Source organism: Pectobacterium parvum, from assembly GCF_020971565.1.
GTDB classification, from domain to species: domain Bacteria; phylum Pseudomonadota; class Gammaproteobacteria; order Enterobacterales; family Enterobacteriaceae; genus Pectobacterium; species Pectobacterium polare.
This window is the reverse complement of record NZ_CP087392.1, coordinates 916,775-932,782: the sequence shown is the minus strand read 5'-3', so window position 1 is coordinate 932,782 and position 16,008 is coordinate 916,775. Positions and strand designations below refer to the sequence as shown.

Genomic DNA, 16,008 nt, shown 5'->3' with positions numbered 1-16,008 from the left:
TTTCCATACAAAAAATTATCAATATAAATCAATAATTAACACACTTTACATTGCAGGAAAAATTAATAAATATTCATGTTTTTTGCAGGGATATTCATAAACGTTCAAGAGAAAATGGTCGCGGCAAGCAGGGAAAACCCACTCACCACGCATCGTATTCATCGAGAAAAAAGAGGATTAGCAGCGATTAAGGCACAGATAAACGTTCAGGCCCGGCTCTGAGGAGTCCAGATAGAGCTTGCCACCGTGCAGGTCGGTAATCGCCTGAACCAGTGATAATCCCAACCCGTAGCCGGACTGAAACCAGGTATCCAGCCGCTGAAAGCGCTGTAGCGCTTTGGCATGCAGCGCGGGCGGAATGCCCGGACCACGGTCAGCAACACTCAGGGCGATCCAGCCACGATACAGCGTCACGCTCAACGTGATGTATTTACCCTGCGCCGCGTATTTCAGTGCGTTCTCCACCAGATTAGCCAGCGCCTGAAACAGCAGCGCCCGGTCGCCAAAGAGCTGAATGCCGGCTTTGATTTCAATCTTCAGACGACAGCCGCGCTCTTCCGCCAGCGGCTGATAATATTCGGCAATTTCTTCCAGCAGCTGGCGCGCTTCAATGTTCTCAAACTGGTGCACGCAGCGCCCGCTTTCGATTTCACCGATGCGCATCACGGTACGGAATAGCCCGAGAATTTTATGCACCTCGCCCACCGCCAGATTCAATTCATCACGAATATCGTTATCCAGCCCTGCCCGCTCCGTCAGGTTGAACAAGCGATTTTGCAGATGCGTCAGCGGCGTACGTAGTTCATGCGCGACATGGCTGGAGGTGCTGCGCACCTGCTCCATCAAGCGCTCAATCCGTTCCAGATTCTGGTTAATATCGGCACTCAGGCTGTCAAAATCATCATCGTAAGGCGACAGCGGCATACGCACCTGTTGCTCACCGCTGCTGTAGCGATGCAGCGCCGCGCGGATTTTCTCCACGCTGCGCAAGCGGCGTAAACTGAAATGACGGCTGACAAACAGGCAGAAAAGCAGTACGACAAACAGTCCGGCCCCCGCCACAAGCGGGATTGTCCTCACCCGTTCTAACATGGGTCGAATGTTGTAAGCGGTAAACAGTACGCCACCGTCATCCAACATCACGGACAAACCGATCAGATTGGGATCGTCAGGGCTGGAAATTTCGGCTTTAAGACAGCTGACATCCATCTGGCAATCGGTATGCTGCCGCATTTCCAGAGGGTGCGAGTTTGCAGAATGGGGGGGTAAAGGATGCGTTTTTAGAAGATGATTGTGATACAAAATATCACCGTGTTTATCCATTACCAAAAACAGCGGTAATTCATCCCCTTTCGCTCGATTATCCTGCCGTAATTGCGTAATCAGGCTATCAGCATTCGTTAAACGCGACTGCATCGAGTAATCGTAAATATTACCCAGAATAACTTCGCGGACATGCGTTCTAATCAGCGTTTCACTTAATGAACTGAAGCCGACAATACACATCAGCATCATCAATAAGAACAGAAAAACAATGGTTATTGCCTGGCGAAAATTAGAGGTGCATAAAAAGCCAGGGTATTGGCTTGCCCCCAGTAATTGCCAGTGTTTTATTTTTACCTGCCAGCGCTGCCCAAGCTTCTTTATTTTTATTTTATTCAGCGTGGCTGCCAACATCGGTTTTGTCCTTATCTACCGCGCCTAATGCGTAGCCCATCGCTCTCAGCGTTTTAATTAATGGACGCGGGAATCCTTTATCAATTTTTGCCCGCAGTTTTGACATATGAACGTCGATCAGATTGGTCTGCGGATCAAAATTGTAGCCCCATACGCGCTCTAACAGCATCGTACGCGTAATCGCCTGACCCGGGTTTTCCATTAATATAATCAGTAACTTGATTTCTTTATCGGTCAAATCGATACGCTTGCCGCCGCGCCATGCAACGCGCTGCATACGGTCAAGTTGCAGATCTTCAAAGCTCAGCATGGAAGGATTATCAACATGGCGTTTACCGCGCCGCGCCATAATATCCAGACGTAATCTAAGCTCATTAAAATTAAAAGGCTTGCCGAGATAATCTTCCGCACCAAGCTCCAACCCCCTCACCCGATCGACATCACGATCCAGCGCCGAGAGCAGCATAATAGGCGGATGACGTGAGCCTTGTAATTCACGTAATACCGTAAATCCATCCATGATGGGTAACATTCTGTCCAACAGAACGACATCATAAACTTCATCCTTGATTGCTTTTAATGCGTGTGCGCCATCGTGCACCATTCGGCAAGAATGGCCGTGGGAATGTAATTTAGACCCCAGCCAATGGCACAGCACAGAATCATCATCAACCACTAATACACGCATAATTTTCCCCTATAAACGTGGCTTATTACCTAATTAATTCAGGGTTAATGTCCGTTTATTTTTATCTGGTCCTTCAAACAGCCATTCACCCCACACGATGTTGATACCGTGCGGGCCGTTTTTTGCTTCTAAGAAAAGTCCTACGGATAATAACAATCATTATCATTTAGTGACAAGCAGTTTACAATCGCCTGACGTCGTTCTTAGACTGGACGCATAAAAAACATCCCCATCGCTTACGCCATGGGGATGCAGGGGAAAGAAAGAGAAGAGAAAGAAATCAACGCGGTAACGGGGATCGCCTCACCGCGTCTTACTCATTTTCGATCAGAAGCGCTTCCATCAGGTCGAGGTCGCGCAGCATTTTTTGTAATGTCTCATTGCTGATTTGCTGCGTGGCACGCAGGTGATACAGCTCCGCACGTTCGGAATTCAGCGCAGTCAGGCGAAAACGCCGCTCCAGATTCTCAATCAGCAAGCCATTTTCAGGATCGTCTTTATCAATGAGCCGTCGACGCAGATTGCCAATGACGCGTGCGCTGACTTCTTTCAGCACCTGCTCATCAATGTTTTCCTCTCGATCGGCGGCCAGACGCTCCTCCATTTTGTGCATACTTTTGATCGCCACTTCTGCCACTGCCATACGCGCCATGCGGATTTCTTTGGCATGCGCGGCCTTGTCCGCGACCACCACACCGCGCAGCAGAAACGGCAACGCCAGCACGCCACACAGCAGAGAAAACAAGATAACGCCCGTGGCGATGAATACCAGCTGATAGCGAGATGGGAACGCGGTGCCGTCCGTCAGCAGCAGCGGAATAGATAGCACACCCGCCAGCGTAATCGCCCCGCGCACGCCGGCAAAGGACGCGATCCACAGCTCGCGCGTGGAAAATTCGGCAAAGATCATCGGACGCTTTTTCTGGATGTGCATGCTGTATCTTTTCATCACCCACAGCCAGCAGAAACGCAGCAGCAGCAGAGCACCATAGATAATCACGATATCGGTAAACAGCATCCAGGTTTCAACTGTTGGATCCAATTCAGCCTGCGTCACCGAGGTTTCCAGAATGTCCGGCAATTGCAGACCCAGCATGATAAACACCATGCCGTTAAACACGAATTCCAACATCGACCACACGCCGTTCGCACGCAGCCGCATCGTCAGCGGCGCGCTACGAATCACGCCCGACTGCCCGATGGTCATCCCCGCCGCCACCGCAGCCAAAATGCCCGACACGCCGATGTGTTCGGCAATCAGATACGACGCGAAGGGTAACAGCAACAGCAGTACGATCTGCGTTGCGGCATCATCACCGCTCCAGCGGCTGATAGCGCGCAGCGATTTACCGAATAGCCAGGTCACGCCGACGCCCGCCAGCAGCCCACCCAGTGCAACCTGCATGAATTCCAGCGTCGCACCGGAAACCGTAAACACCATCGTGCCCATCGCAATCGCGACAGCAAATTTCAGTGACACCAGACCGGACGCATCGTTCATCAACGCTTCGCCCTGCAAAATGCCCATCAGCTTTTTCGGAATACGATCTTCACCGACGATGCCAGACAGCGCGACGGCATCCGTTGGCGACAGCACGGCGGCCAGCGCGAAGGCCGCAATCAGCGGCATGCCCGGCACCATCCAGTAGATGAAATAGCCGATACCCACCACGGTAATCAGCACCAGAACCAGTGCCAGACCAATAATTTCTCGACCGTGCTTCAGGAACTCACGCGTCGGCGTTTTCCAACCGTCGGCAAACAGCAGCGGCGGAATGAAGAGCACCATAAACAGCTCGGGATTGAAATCAACGTGCAAACCAAACTGGGGCCAGGCAAGGATGGCACCAAGCGCGATTTGCATTAAAGGCAGAGGGATTTGAAAAGGTAAAATGCGGGTAACGACCCCAGACAGGGATACCACCAGGGTCAAAATAAGAATCGTAAAAAATATTTCCATGCTTTCCTTAGACGTACTCCTAAATCAAAAAAATTCTGCCTGTTAGCGAGCAAACTGCTCTTCCATATTTAACGCATTTAGCTCGGTATGAAAATGGATTTCTGGGTGGAGAAGAGAGGTTTTATCCTAAATAATTCAAGTTGCAAGAAGGCGGCGACACAGCGAATCCCCAGAAGCTTACACCAGTAAGTGACTGGGGTGAGCGAGGACAAATTGGCTTAGCCAATTTGAACGCCGCTTGCGGCGGCCCGTCAGGGCGAGGCTCAGCGATGAGCCGAGTATTGCCAACGCACGTGCGGCTTGAAGTATGACGGATAATTACTTTACTGATTATCACACAAGTTACATCAACCTAAAGCCAATAAAAGGGCACATAAAATCGCGTTTGGCGTGAGAAATGCTAAGGAAGGGAAAGAAGAAGGAAATACGAGGAATGACAGACCTTCTGGACGGCGCCAGAAGGTCTGTTGGAAAGGATTACAGCGCCCAGCCGCCAGCGTAGAACACCACCAGCGCGACAGCGATCACCACGGTGCCAATGTTCAGTTTACGCCATTCGCCAGAGAAGATGCGGCCTAATACCAGCGCACCAAAGCCCAGCATGATACCGGTCACGATGTTACAGGTCAGCACGATGAATACGGCACATACCAAACCGGACATGGCATCGACGAAGTCATCAAAGTTCAGTTTGGAGACGTTGCCCAACATCAGCAGGCCGACGTACATCAGCGCAGGTGCAGTGGCATAGCCAGGCACCAGATATGCTAACGGAGACACAAACAGCAGCAGCAGGAACAGCACACCGACAACAGTTGCCGTTAAGCCCGTTTTACCACCGGCTGCCGTACCCGCTGCGGATTCGATGTAAACCGCTGCCGGAGACGTTCCGACCAGACTGGAGAAAATGCTGCTCACGGAGTCTGCGGTCAGGGCTTTACCACCGTTGATGATTTGCCCGTCTTTATCCAACAGATTCGCCTGTCCGGCGACAGCACGGATCGTCCCTGTGGCATCGAACACAGCGGTCATCACCAGCGCCAGCACGCTCGGCAGAACCATCGGCTGCAATGCGCCCATGATATCCAGACTGAAGATCAGCGACGAACCGTCAGCCGCTGTCAGGCTCGGCAACGCAAAGAAGCCCGCGTATTTTACATTCGGGTCAAAAATCAGCCCCAGAATAGAGATCACGATGATAACCAGCAGAATACCGCCCGGTACGCGACGTTTCTCTAAACCGATAGTTGCTGCCAGCCCCAGCAGGGACATAATGACGGGGAAAGAGGTGAAATCACCCAGCGCGACCGGCAGACCGTCAATCGGGTTTTTTACCACCAGACCGACACCGTTGGCGGCAATAATCAGCAGGAACAGACCAATACCAATCCCTGTGCCATGCGCCACGCACATCGGCAGGTTGCGCAAGATCCAAGAACGGATGCCCGTGACGGAAATGATGGTGAACAGCACACCCATCAGGAAGATCGCTCCCAGCGCAACAGGAATGCTGATTTGTTGTCCCAGCACCAGACTGAACGCGGTGAACGCCGTCAGCGAAATCGCACAACCAATCGCCATTGGCAGATTGGCCCACAATCCCAACAGCAGCGACCCCAGACCGGCAACCAGACAGGTTGCAACGAACACGGCGGTAGGCGGGAAGCCAGCCTTGCCCAGCATACTCGGAACCACGATCACGGAGTAAACCATCGCCAGAAACGTCGTCAGGCCCGCTAATACTTCCTGACGCACGTTACTACCGCGCTGTGTGATTTTGAAAAAAGCATCAAGCGTGCCTTGCGAGCCTGCCTGACGGGTGGTGTTTGACATGGTGGTATCCCCTGAAATGCCATTATTATTTAAGATCGATTCTGACGGTTACCGCGGCCTTGCTCCGCGAGCGCACCAACATTGCTGGTGCGGCATGAACCGTATATATCCGTCATTCTTCAAGCTGCACGTGCGTTGGCTGCGTTCAGTCACCCGAATCACTTACTCAAGTAAGCTCATCGGGATTCCCTCTCTTGCCGCCTTCCTGCAACTCGAATTATTTAGGGTATAGCCCGCACGCAAACGATTAACTCGCGGGATGCAAAGCTGGAAAACGTTGCTATATCAAGACACTGCTGTATCAAAAACAGGCTGAACTAAAACAAGCTGGATAAGACGGTGTCAGGCAATGTGAAGCGCGTGATTATCCCGCTTCACCTGCGCTTATTTCAACTGCTAATCGAGACAATTTACCTATCTCACTTCATCTGTCCGATAAGGAAGCGCACAGCCAGTACAGGTAATGCTCAATCAGGCCACTCGCTGAAAACGGCTCAGTATGAAGAAAAAGCAGAAAGGGTTTTTAGACGGAAATCAAAACAGTGGTTTACTCCTCACAAACTGATCGTTCATTTTTTTGTGATTCGCATCACAAAAAAGTTGACCACCCGTATCAGTGCGAGTATTCTTAAAAACGTGAACAGCATCACAGAAAACAAATCAACTAACAACGAGGAAATGACCATGAAACTGCTGAACAAAATCATCGCTATGTTTGAAAACATCAACATCAACTTTGGTACTTTCAACCAATAATTATTTAAGAATCGTGGGGGATAAAAAGATGCGCGTTGTCCGCAAAATCAATCAAATATTAAAAGCGTTGGGCAAAACCTACCGCGGTGTTAACCCCCACGCTATCTTCCGTTAATCGTACTTAAGTACGTTAACCACCATAAAATGGCTGCCATCCGGTAGCCATTTTTGTTTCTGGTATTCTGCATGCCTCACGGCGCGACATACGGATGGTGCTGACGCCAATGCTCGGCGATATCCTGACGACGACAAATCCACACTCGCTCATGCTGTTGAATATAATCCAGAAAACGCTGCAACGCCCGAAAACGGCCTGGCCGTCCTAGCAAACGACAGTGCATCCCGATAGATAGCATCTTAGGTGCGGTTTCCCCTTCCTCATAGAGCACATCAAAACTGTCTTTCAGATAGGTGAAGAACTGATCGCCGCTGTTAAATCCCTGTGGTGAGGCAAACCGCATATCATTAGCATCCAGCGTATACGGCACAATCAGATGCGGATGCACCTCACCATTATTTTTTTTGACCGTCATCCAGAACGGCAGATCGTCACCGTAGTAGTCGCTGTCGTACCAAAAGTTCCCATTATCGACAACCAACTGGCGGGTATTGGGGCTGTCGCGACCGGTATACCAGCCAAGTGGAGCCTGACCGAATAACGTCGTCAGTACATCAATGGCTTTATGCATGTGCTCACGTTCGGTATCGATATCCATGTGTTGGTAATGAATCCAGCGCCAGCCGTGACTGACCACATCATAATTAGCCGATTTGATCGCCTCGACAACCTCGGGATTACGCGCTAATGCCATTGCCACACCGAATACCGTCAACGGCAACCCGCGACGCTGAAACTCGTTATGGATACGCCAAAAACCGGCGCGCGGACCATATTCATACAGCGAATCCATCGACATATGACGATCGGCATAACTCGCAGCACCAATAATATCGGACAGAAACTGCTCGGATCCGGCGTCACCATGCAAGACGTTATTTTCCGCACCTTCTTCGTAGTTCAAGACAAACTGCACGGCAATGCGTGCATTTTCGGGCCAGTTGGCATGCGGGGGCTGCCCTGCATATCCGATAAGGTCGCGCGGATAATCGTTCTCAATGCCATACATCGTTGCAGCAGGTGCTGTGATCATATCCTTTCCCTTTTTTAACGCAGCGTACTAAACATACCGCTCAGCGGCTTGGCAATTGGGTAATCCAGATCGCCCTGCTTACTGGTCGTCAATCCCAGTGCCGACAATGACTCAATCAGCTTGACGGCAGCGCTAACGCCGTCGATCACCGGAATCGACAGTTCTTGCGTCAGTTCCTGCGCCAGATCGGCCATTCCACCACACCCAAGCACAATCGCACCCACACCATCCTGACGCAGAGACTGTATACAATATTCACGCACCTTGTTCTGTGCGATCCCGCTACCCTGCTCCAGCGCGAGCACTGGCAAATCGATCGCGTGCAGCGCAGCACAGTGATGTTCAAAGCCATAGCGCTGTAGTAAATGGCGGGCGATGATGACGGTGCGAGGCAATGTGGTCACAATTGAGAAGCGCGTTGCCACCAGTGTGGCCATATGCATGGCGGCTTCGGCAATGCCGATGACCGGCTTACTGGCGACTTCCCGGGCAGCAAGCAGCCCAGGGTCTCCGAAACAGGCAATAATGTGCCCGTCAACGCCCTGCGCTTTCCCCTGCTTCACCTGTTCCAACACGCCAATCGCGGCTATCGCTTCGTCAAAATGTCCCTCAATAGACGGTGCGCCCTGAGAAGGACACACCGCGACAATCTCCGTTCCTGGCGATGCCACGGCGCGCGCCGCAGCACCGATCGTTTCGGTCATAGCGAGGCTGGTATTGGGGTTAATCACCTGAATGATGCAAGGTTTCACGCGAGCTTCTCCTTAATATGGCCGAACAGTCGGCGGAAATCCGGCTCCACGTTTTCATCCCGGTCAAAACGCAGGCTGGCAACAATGTCATCAAAATGCTGCGTCATCGCTTCCGCTAACCCTGAGACATTTTTATCCCGTAGTAACGCCAGCAGATCGTGATGATCGTGGCATCGGCACCCCTGCTGCCACGGCGTGCCATAGGCGGCGATAACCAGTGATGAGCGCAGCGTCAGTTGCGACACAATTCCCGTTAGCACGGTATTGCCAGAGATCGCCTGGAGTTGAATATGGAATGCGGCAGACAGGCGGATCGCTTCCGCACCGTTTTGGTCTGCATGTGCCTGCTGCTCTGCCACGATCAATCGATCTAACGCCGCCAGATGAGGAGACTGGCAGCGCAGCACCACTTCAGACAGATTGGCACACTCAATAAAGCGGCGAGTCTGGAAAATTTCCTGCGCTTCTTCAACGGAGGGTGTCGATACCTGCGCACCACGCTTGGGCGTTAACGTCACCATCTGCACCATCGCAAGACGTTGTAAGACTTTTCTAATTCCCGTTCTGCTCACATCAAACACATCTGCTAGCGCTTCCTCCGGCAATTTTGTGCCCGGCAGTAATTGGTGTTCGACGATAGCGTTAAGCAGAGCCTGGTAGATAACATCATCTTTTTGCTGCAAAAACTGCTCATTTCCCAGTCCGTAAGTGTAGTTCATTCGCTTTTCTCGTTGTCACATTCTTATTAAATCGTACACAAAAAACATAAAACACGTATACAAGAAATTAATTTTGGCCTGATTAATGCAGCTCCTTTTCTACATACATAACGTCATTCATTTCACGACTAGGGTAAAAGGAGCAGATTCCATGCCAGAAAAAATGATTACAGGTAATGGTAGCAACGCGTACAGCCCCAAACTCTGCAATGAGGATCTGGCACCGACACGTGCTCAAACCTGGTCTTGGTACAACATCTTTTCATTCTGGATGTCAGATGTGCACAGCATGGGTGGATACGTGGTTGCAGCGAGCTTTTTTGCGCTAGGGCTGGCAAGCTGGCAGGTATTGCTGTGTCTGCTGGTGGGCATCTGTATTGTGCAGGTCTGCGCAAATTTGGTCGCGAAACCCAGCCAGATGAGCGGCGTTCCTTATGCGGTGATTTGCCGTCAGGCATTCGGTGTCTTTGGTGCCAATATTCCCGCCGTCATTCGTGGCCTCATCGCTTTTGCCTGGTACGGCATTCAGACGTATCTGGCCGCGCATGCACTTATGCTAGTTCTGCTGAAGTTTTATCCTGCGCTCGCCCCACTGACACAGAGCCACTGGCTCGGCCTGTCCGCACTGGGATGGATCTGCTTTGGCATCATGTGGTTCCTGCAAGCCCTTGTTTTCTGGCATGGCATGAACGCGATTAAACGCTTTATTGATTTTGCAGGCCCAGCGGTTTACGTGGTGATGACGGCGCTCGCGATCTGGATTGTTTACCAGACCGGATGGGAGAATATTTCTTTTACGCTGACCAGCAAAACACTCACGACCAGCGAGCAACTTTGGCAAATGCTCACCGCCACTGCACTGGTTGTTTCCTACTTTTCCGGCCCGCTGTTGAACTTCGGTGACTTTTCTCGCTACGGAAAAAGCATGCAGGAAATCCGTCGAGGAAACCGCTGGGGTCTGCCGTTCAATTTTCTGCTGTTCTCTATTATCACCGTGGTGATTGTTTCGGGAACACAGTCATTATTCGGCCGCATGATTACCGACCCGATTGAAACCGTCTCGCATATTGACAGCGGTTTTGCCGTCGCGCTTGGCGTGCTGACCATGATTATCGCAACCATCGGGATCAATATTGTTGCTAACTTCGTCTCATCAGCGTTTGATTTTTCCAACTGTTCACCGCAGCGTATCAGCTTCCGCACGGGCGGAATGATCGCCGCTGTCGGCTCCGTACTGCTCACGCCGTGGAACCTCTTCAACTCGCCAGAGTTGATTCACTACACGCTCGACGTACTCGGTGCCTTTATCGGCCCGCTGTTCGGCATTCTGCTCATGGATTTCTATGTCATCAAAGGCGGGAAAATCTATGTGGACGATCTGTTCGACGCGACGCCAAAAGGGAAGTACTGGTATCGAAATGGCTTCAATCCCAATGCGATAATGGCATTGATTCCCGCGGTGACCATTGGGTTGATTATCACCTTCACGCCACAGTGGCGTGACGCGGCCAACTTCAGTTGGTTTATCGGCGCATTCCTTGCCGCTGGCTGCTACCGCTATCTGGCTCGCCACGAATACGTTGGTTCAATGAAAAAATCCTTCGCTCCACGCGGACTACTGTTAGAAAAAGAATAAAGCACCATCGGCAGTGCCGCACCGTATGAAAACCGGTGCGGCACTGCGTATCAGGCGTAGTTCGCATCAGGCATAGAGCGACACTTCCCCTGCCGGACGGGTTTTAAAGCGGCGGTGCAGCCAGAGATACTGCTCAGGCGCACGCATGATTTCTGTCTCAATCACCTTATTCATGTAGCACGCCGCAGCCTGCTCATCGTGATAAGGATAATCCTGTAATTCAGGCTGAATCACCAGTTGATAACCTAAAGCATTGGGCTTGCGGATCAACACTGTCGTCATCATCGCCGGTTTTGCCAGACGGCTAATGGTGTACGTGCCACTAGTGGTCGCCGCATTTTTCACCGCAAAGAACGGCGCAAAAACGCTACCTTTAGGGCCGTAATCCTGATCGGGCGCGAACCATACCGCTTCACCCCGTTTTAGCGCTTGTACCATCCCACGCAGATCTTTACGGTCGATCATCGCTTTGTTGGAACGAGAACGCCCCCAGGTTTGGACCATTTCCATCGCTTTATTATTGTGCGGACGGTACATCGCCATCATTGGCTGACACAGCCCCATCGCCCTGCCACCCAGTTCCAGCGACATAAAGTGAATACCAATCACCATTACGCCCTGACCTTTTGCGGTCGCGTGCTGTAAATGCTCCAGCCCTGAAACATCAAACCACTGGCGCACGCGGCGATCGGACCAAAACCAGGCCATGCCGGTTTCAACCAATGCCATTCCGAGCGAAGCGAAGTTACTGTCGATCATCGCTTCTCTTTCGTCATCAGAGATCGTAGGGAAGCACAATTCAAGATTGCGTCTGGCAATCGACACCCGGCGTTTCAGAAAGACGCGGGATAAACGACCCGCACTGCTTCCGAGCTTCATCAGCAGCGGGTAAGGGAGTTGAACTAATAAAAACAGCACGCCAAGGCCGAACCAAGTCATCCAATAGCGCGGGTGGAGTAATGCCCAGGTAAATGTTTGCTTAATCTTCATGATACTCGTCTTTAAGTGATTAACAGCGTACCGCATAAAGAGTCGTTCTCATCGCGCTACATCTATCATGACACTTTTTTATAGGGATCGTTTCAACTGTGTGGAAAACTGTTTCTGACCGTTATCGCGCGTGAGGTTAAAAAGCAGGATAAACATGCTGATAACACTGAGGGGATTTTGAGCAGCCGATGAACGGTTAACGGCAGCGGCATCATACCCGATTCACACTTAATAATGGAGTGGTCGGACAAGAAATATTCGCAATATCACGCCGTCTAACGCTACCATCTTGGTATATGTCAAAAACAGCGATTGGCTTTCTGGCCGCTAAAATAGCGCTGGCGACAAGCCACACCATAATCAAGGAATTGATGGAAAATGACTTTTTCTCTCCCTTCTCGCCTCCCTATGCTAACCGCACTGATCACCGGGATGCCTGTTATGGCGTTTACTGTTTGTGAAGCCTTACAGCAACCGTTAAGTACAAATGTTATGAGCCATATACATGCGCCGTTAGTACACACATGAAATAAACGCTCACATGACAAAATCGGCGCTACACCGCACCCGCCTGCGGTTTTCGGATCATAAACATTTTTCAGTTTTATTTTTCTAAAAAAGGATACGCCAGCCTGCGCCACTGCTGGGGTTTGGTAAAAGTCTCAAACTGAAAGAATTGAAAGGAATTTCAGGTTTTTTCAGTTTTGAGGATCTAAAAAGGATCGGCGATAAATCATAATAATCAGATATTAAAAGGTTTTTTTTATTTTACGTGAGTTTAAAGGATCAAAATTAGCGCATGGTCGCAAGAAAAGAAAAACCCGCAAAGCCAGAACTGGCACGGGTTTCATGGCAAATCTGGGCGTTTTGAAAACTGAAAAGTATTCTGTTCTTTTTTGGTGGTTTTTTTAATCGCTCTCTCTGCCACTGAATTGGATGATCAGCGTTTACCCGACTAATTATAGGGGGAGCCTGAAAACTAGGGGGACAAAAAGGGGGCAGTGACCACAATTAACAAAAAAGCCACCTTGCGAAAGGTGGCCTAATCATATGATTTTAAAGCTAAAATTTGGTGGCCCCTGCTGGACTTGAACCAGCGACCAAGCGATTATGAGTCGCCTGCTCTAACCACTGAGCTAAGGGGCCGAATGGGCAATGATTATACGGTAATGTACAGGGGGAGGTCTATAGCCTATCTGCCGGATGGTGGTTTTATACCCAAGATAGCTTGTTGTTATTCCTATTAGAATTTACGATGGCTGTAGTCAACAGAAGTAGGGAAAGACATGATTACCGATATTCTGGCTATGAATCTTCAGGTTATTTTCTGCGGCATCAATCCCGGGCTGTCGACGGCCCATCACGGTTACCACTTTGCTAACCCCAGTAATCGCTTCTGGAAAGTGATTCATCAGGTGGGTTTTACCGAACGTTTGCTGGCACCTGCGGAAGAACAACATCTGCTGGACACCGGATGCGGCATCACCATGCTGGTGGAGCGCCCAACGGTTGAAGCCACCGAGCTGGAGCAGGACGAGTTGCTGCAAGGCGGAAATGCGATTATTGAGAAAATGACACGTTATCAGCCGCGTGCGCTGGCGGTGTTAGGGAAGCAGGCGTTCAGTCAGGCGTTTGGTATCAAGAAGGTTTCCTGGGGGCGTCAGGAGCTGTGTATTGGCAAAACGCAGGTTTGGGTACTGCCGAACCCTAGCGGGCTGAATCGTACGACGCTGGAGTCGCTGGTAGTGTCGTATCAGGAATTGCATCAGGCGTTGCAGGATAACGTATAAATTCAATCTGAGCGTTCTGACAGGCAAAAAATAACCCCGGCGAACCGAGGCTATTTAGTGTGGCTATCTATCGTGTGGATTAGCTGAGGATGAATTAATCATCCAAGAAGCTACGCAGCACTTCGGAACGGCTTGGGTGACGCAGTTTACGCAGCGCTTTCGCTTCGATCTGACGAATACGTTCACGCGTAACGTCAAACTGTTTGCCCACTTCTTCCAGCGTATGGTCGGTGTTCATATCGATACCGAAACGCATACGCAGGACTTTTGCTTCACGTGCGGTCAAGCCAGCCAGTACGTCGTGTGTCGCAGAACGCAGGCTTTCCGACGTGGCGGAATCCAGCGGCAGCTCCAGCGTCGTATCTTCGATGAAATCGCCCAAATGTGAATCTTCATCATCACCAATCGGGGTTTCCATTGAAATCGGCTCTTTCGCGATTTTCAGCACTTTACGGATCTTGTCTTCCGGCATCAGCATACGCTCAGCCAGCTCTTCCGGCGTTGGCTCGCGACCCATTTCCTGTAACATCTGACGAGAGATACGGTTCAGTTTGTTGATCGTCTCAATCATGTGTACCGGAATACGGATGGTACGCGCCTGATCGGCGATAGAACGGGTGATCGCCTGACGGATCCACCAGGTGGCATAGGTCGAGAATTTGTAACCACGGCGATATTCAAACTTATCTACCGCTTTCATCAGACCGATGTTGCCTTCCTGAATCAGGTCGAGGAACTGCAAACCACGGTTGGTGTATTTCTTCGCGATAGAAATAACCAGACGCAGGTTGGCTTCCACCATTTCTTTCTTGGCGCGACGCGCTTTCGCTTCACCAATCGACATACGACGGTTGATGTCTTTAACTTGCTCGATCGTCAGGCCAGTTTCTTCTTCGATCTGCTGCAGTTTTTGCAGGCTGCGGGTGACGTCTTCTTCAACATCATTCAGCTTTTCAGACCATGGCTTGCCCATTGCGACTGCTGCGGCAAACCAGGTGTCGTTGGTTTCATTGCCAGTGAACATCGTGACGAAGTTTTTCTTCGGCATTTTGCACTGTTCAACACACAGCTTAATGATCAAACGTTCCTGAGTACGAACGCGATCCATCATGGAACGCATGCTGTTAACCAGGAAATCAAACTGTTTCGGCACCAGACGGAACTGTTTGAAGACTTCGGACAGATTCAGGATTTCCTGTGCTGCCAATGCATGGCTACGACCGTGAGCTTTGATAACCTGACGGGTCGTTTCATATTGCACACGCAGCTCGGTGAACTTCTCACGCGCCAGCTCAGGATCGATGCTGTTGTCGTCTTCTTCTTCCTCTTCGTCTTCTTTTTCCTCATCGTCATCGTCCATTTCTTCGCTCGAAAGCTCGGAACCAACGTGAGTCGCGGTAGGCGCAATGTCCTCTTCCGCATTAGGATCGACGAAGCCGATGATCAGATCGGACAAGCGGCTTTCGCCCGCTTCGACGCGGTCATACTGTTCCAGCAGGTAAGTAATGGCTTCAGGATACTCCGCAACAGAGCACTGAACCTGATTGATACCGTCTTCGATACGCTTGGCGATATCGATTTCGCCCTCACGCGTCAACAGCTCAACGGTACCCATTTCACGCATGTACATACGAACCGGATCGGTGGTGCGACCAATTTCCGATTCAACACTGGATAGAACCTGCGCAGCAGCCTCTGCCGCATCTTCATCGGCATCATTGGTGTTTTCGGCCAGCAACAGATCGTCTGCATCCGGTGCTTCTTCCATCACCTGGATGCCCATGTCGTTAATCATCTGGATGATATCTTCGATCTGATCCGAGTCGATGATATCTTCCGGCAGATGGTCATTGACCTCAGCATAGGTCAGGTAGCCTTGCTCCTTACCACGGGTGACAAGCAGCTTCAGCTGTGACTGCGGGTTTTGCTCCATAAGACGGTATCCACACTTCAGAGTATTTGGGTTGGTGTCGGTCAGCGTAGTTCGCTAACAATAGCATTAGGGGTATTTTTCTTATCGCCGCGCCCCTGTAGCGGCTCTTTGCAGGGCTCAACC

Annotated in this window: 12 protein-coding genes and 1 tRNA gene; 3 read left to right on the top strand and 10 right to left on the bottom strand. The window is 50.8% G+C overall.

Translation table 11 applies throughout. From position 1 onward, the window contains the following. Positions 1-177: 177 nt before the first annotated feature. The 4 genes from LOZ86_RS04235 to LOZ86_RS04220 all read right to left on the bottom strand — a co-directional run bounded on the left by LOZ86_RS04235 (position 178) and on the right by LOZ86_RS04220 (position 6,158). Positions 178-1,677: a sensor histidine kinase gene (locus tag LOZ86_RS04235; RefSeq protein WP_039485844.1), complete on the bottom strand. Its 1,500-nt coding sequence runs from the start codon at positions 1,675-1,677 to the stop codon at positions 178-180. Then, positions 1,655-2,365, bottom strand: a complete 711-nt coding sequence (locus tag LOZ86_RS04230; protein ID WP_230242857.1) for a response regulator transcription factor — start codon at positions 2,363-2,365, stop codon at positions 1,655-1,657. Before LOZ86_RS04230 ends, LOZ86_RS04235 begins: the two co-directional genes overlap by 23 nt. Before the next feature lie 313 nt (positions 2,366-2,678). Continuing rightward, positions 2,679-4,325: a Na+/H+ antiporter gene (locus tag LOZ86_RS04225; protein ID WP_039485846.1), complete on the bottom strand. Its 1,647-nt coding sequence runs from the start codon at positions 4,323-4,325 to the stop codon at positions 2,679-2,681. Between the two features lie 477 nt (positions 4,326-4,802). Next, positions 4,803-6,158, bottom strand: coding sequence for an NCS2 family permease (locus tag LOZ86_RS04220; protein WP_230242856.1), 1,356 nt, complete (start codon positions 6,156-6,158; stop codon positions 4,803-4,805). Between the two features lie 339 nt (positions 6,159-6,497). Here LOZ86_RS04220 and LOZ86_RS04215 point away from each other — a divergent pair, with 339 nt between their 5' ends. Next, positions 6,498-6,914 (top strand): hypothetical protein, encoded by a 417-nt coding sequence (locus tag LOZ86_RS04215; RefSeq protein ID WP_039485858.1) that lies wholly within the window; start codon positions 6,498-6,500, stop codon positions 6,912-6,914. Between the two features lie 191 nt (positions 6,915-7,105). Here LOZ86_RS04215 and puuE read toward each other — a convergent pair whose 3' ends face one another. The 3 genes from puuE to LOZ86_RS04200 are packed head-to-tail and all read right to left on the bottom strand — an operon-like array spanning position 7,106 to position 9,536. Continuing rightward, entirely contained in the window at positions 7,106-8,065 is a 960-nt protein-coding gene (gene puuE, locus LOZ86_RS04210; RefSeq protein WP_052012076.1) for an allantoinase PuuE, read from the bottom strand. A 14-nt stretch (positions 8,066-8,079) separates the two neighbouring features. Next, positions 8,080-8,769, bottom strand: coding sequence for an aspartate/glutamate racemase family protein (locus LOZ86_RS04205; RefSeq protein ID WP_207783079.1), 690 nt, complete (start codon positions 8,767-8,769; stop codon positions 8,080-8,082). 44 nt (positions 8,770-8,813) lie between these two features. After that, positions 8,814-9,536 (bottom strand): GntR family transcriptional regulator, encoded by a 723-nt coding sequence (locus tag LOZ86_RS04200; protein ID WP_039513453.1) that lies wholly within the window; start codon positions 9,534-9,536, stop codon positions 8,814-8,816. Positions 9,537-9,687: 151 nt separating this feature from the next. On the opposite strand from LOZ86_RS04200, the gene LOZ86_RS04195 reads away from it, so the two are divergent. After that, entirely contained in the window at positions 9,688-11,172 is a 1,485-nt protein-coding gene (locus tag LOZ86_RS04195; protein ID WP_039485866.1) for an NCS1 family nucleobase:cation symporter-1, read from the top strand. A 66-nt stretch (positions 11,173-11,238) separates the two neighbouring features. On the opposite strand, the gene lpxP is transcribed toward LOZ86_RS04195, so the two are convergent. After that, complete coding sequence (lpxP, locus tag LOZ86_RS04190; protein ID WP_039485868.1) at positions 11,239-12,162, bottom strand: kdo(2)-lipid IV(A) palmitoleoyltransferase; 924 nt, start codon at positions 12,160-12,162, stop codon at positions 11,239-11,241. A gap of 1,070 nt (positions 12,163-13,232) precedes the next feature. Continuing rightward, positions 13,233-13,308 (bottom strand) — tRNA-Ile (locus LOZ86_RS04185). Between the two features lie 140 nt (positions 13,309-13,448). Here LOZ86_RS04185 and mug point away from each other — a divergent pair. After that, positions 13,449-13,952 carry a G/U mismatch-specific DNA glycosylase gene (gene mug, locus LOZ86_RS04180; RefSeq protein ID WP_039485870.1) on the top strand — a complete coding sequence of 168 codons (504 nt, stop codon included), beginning with the start codon at positions 13,449-13,451 and terminating at the stop codon, positions 13,950-13,952. Positions 13,953-14,046: 94 nt separating this feature from the next. Here mug and rpoD read toward each other — a convergent pair whose 3' ends face one another. Further along, positions 14,047-15,885, bottom strand: coding sequence for an RNA polymerase sigma factor RpoD (rpoD, locus tag LOZ86_RS04175; protein ID WP_039485872.1), 1,839 nt, complete (start codon positions 15,883-15,885; stop codon positions 14,047-14,049). Positions 15,886-16,008: the final 123 nt, after the last annotated feature.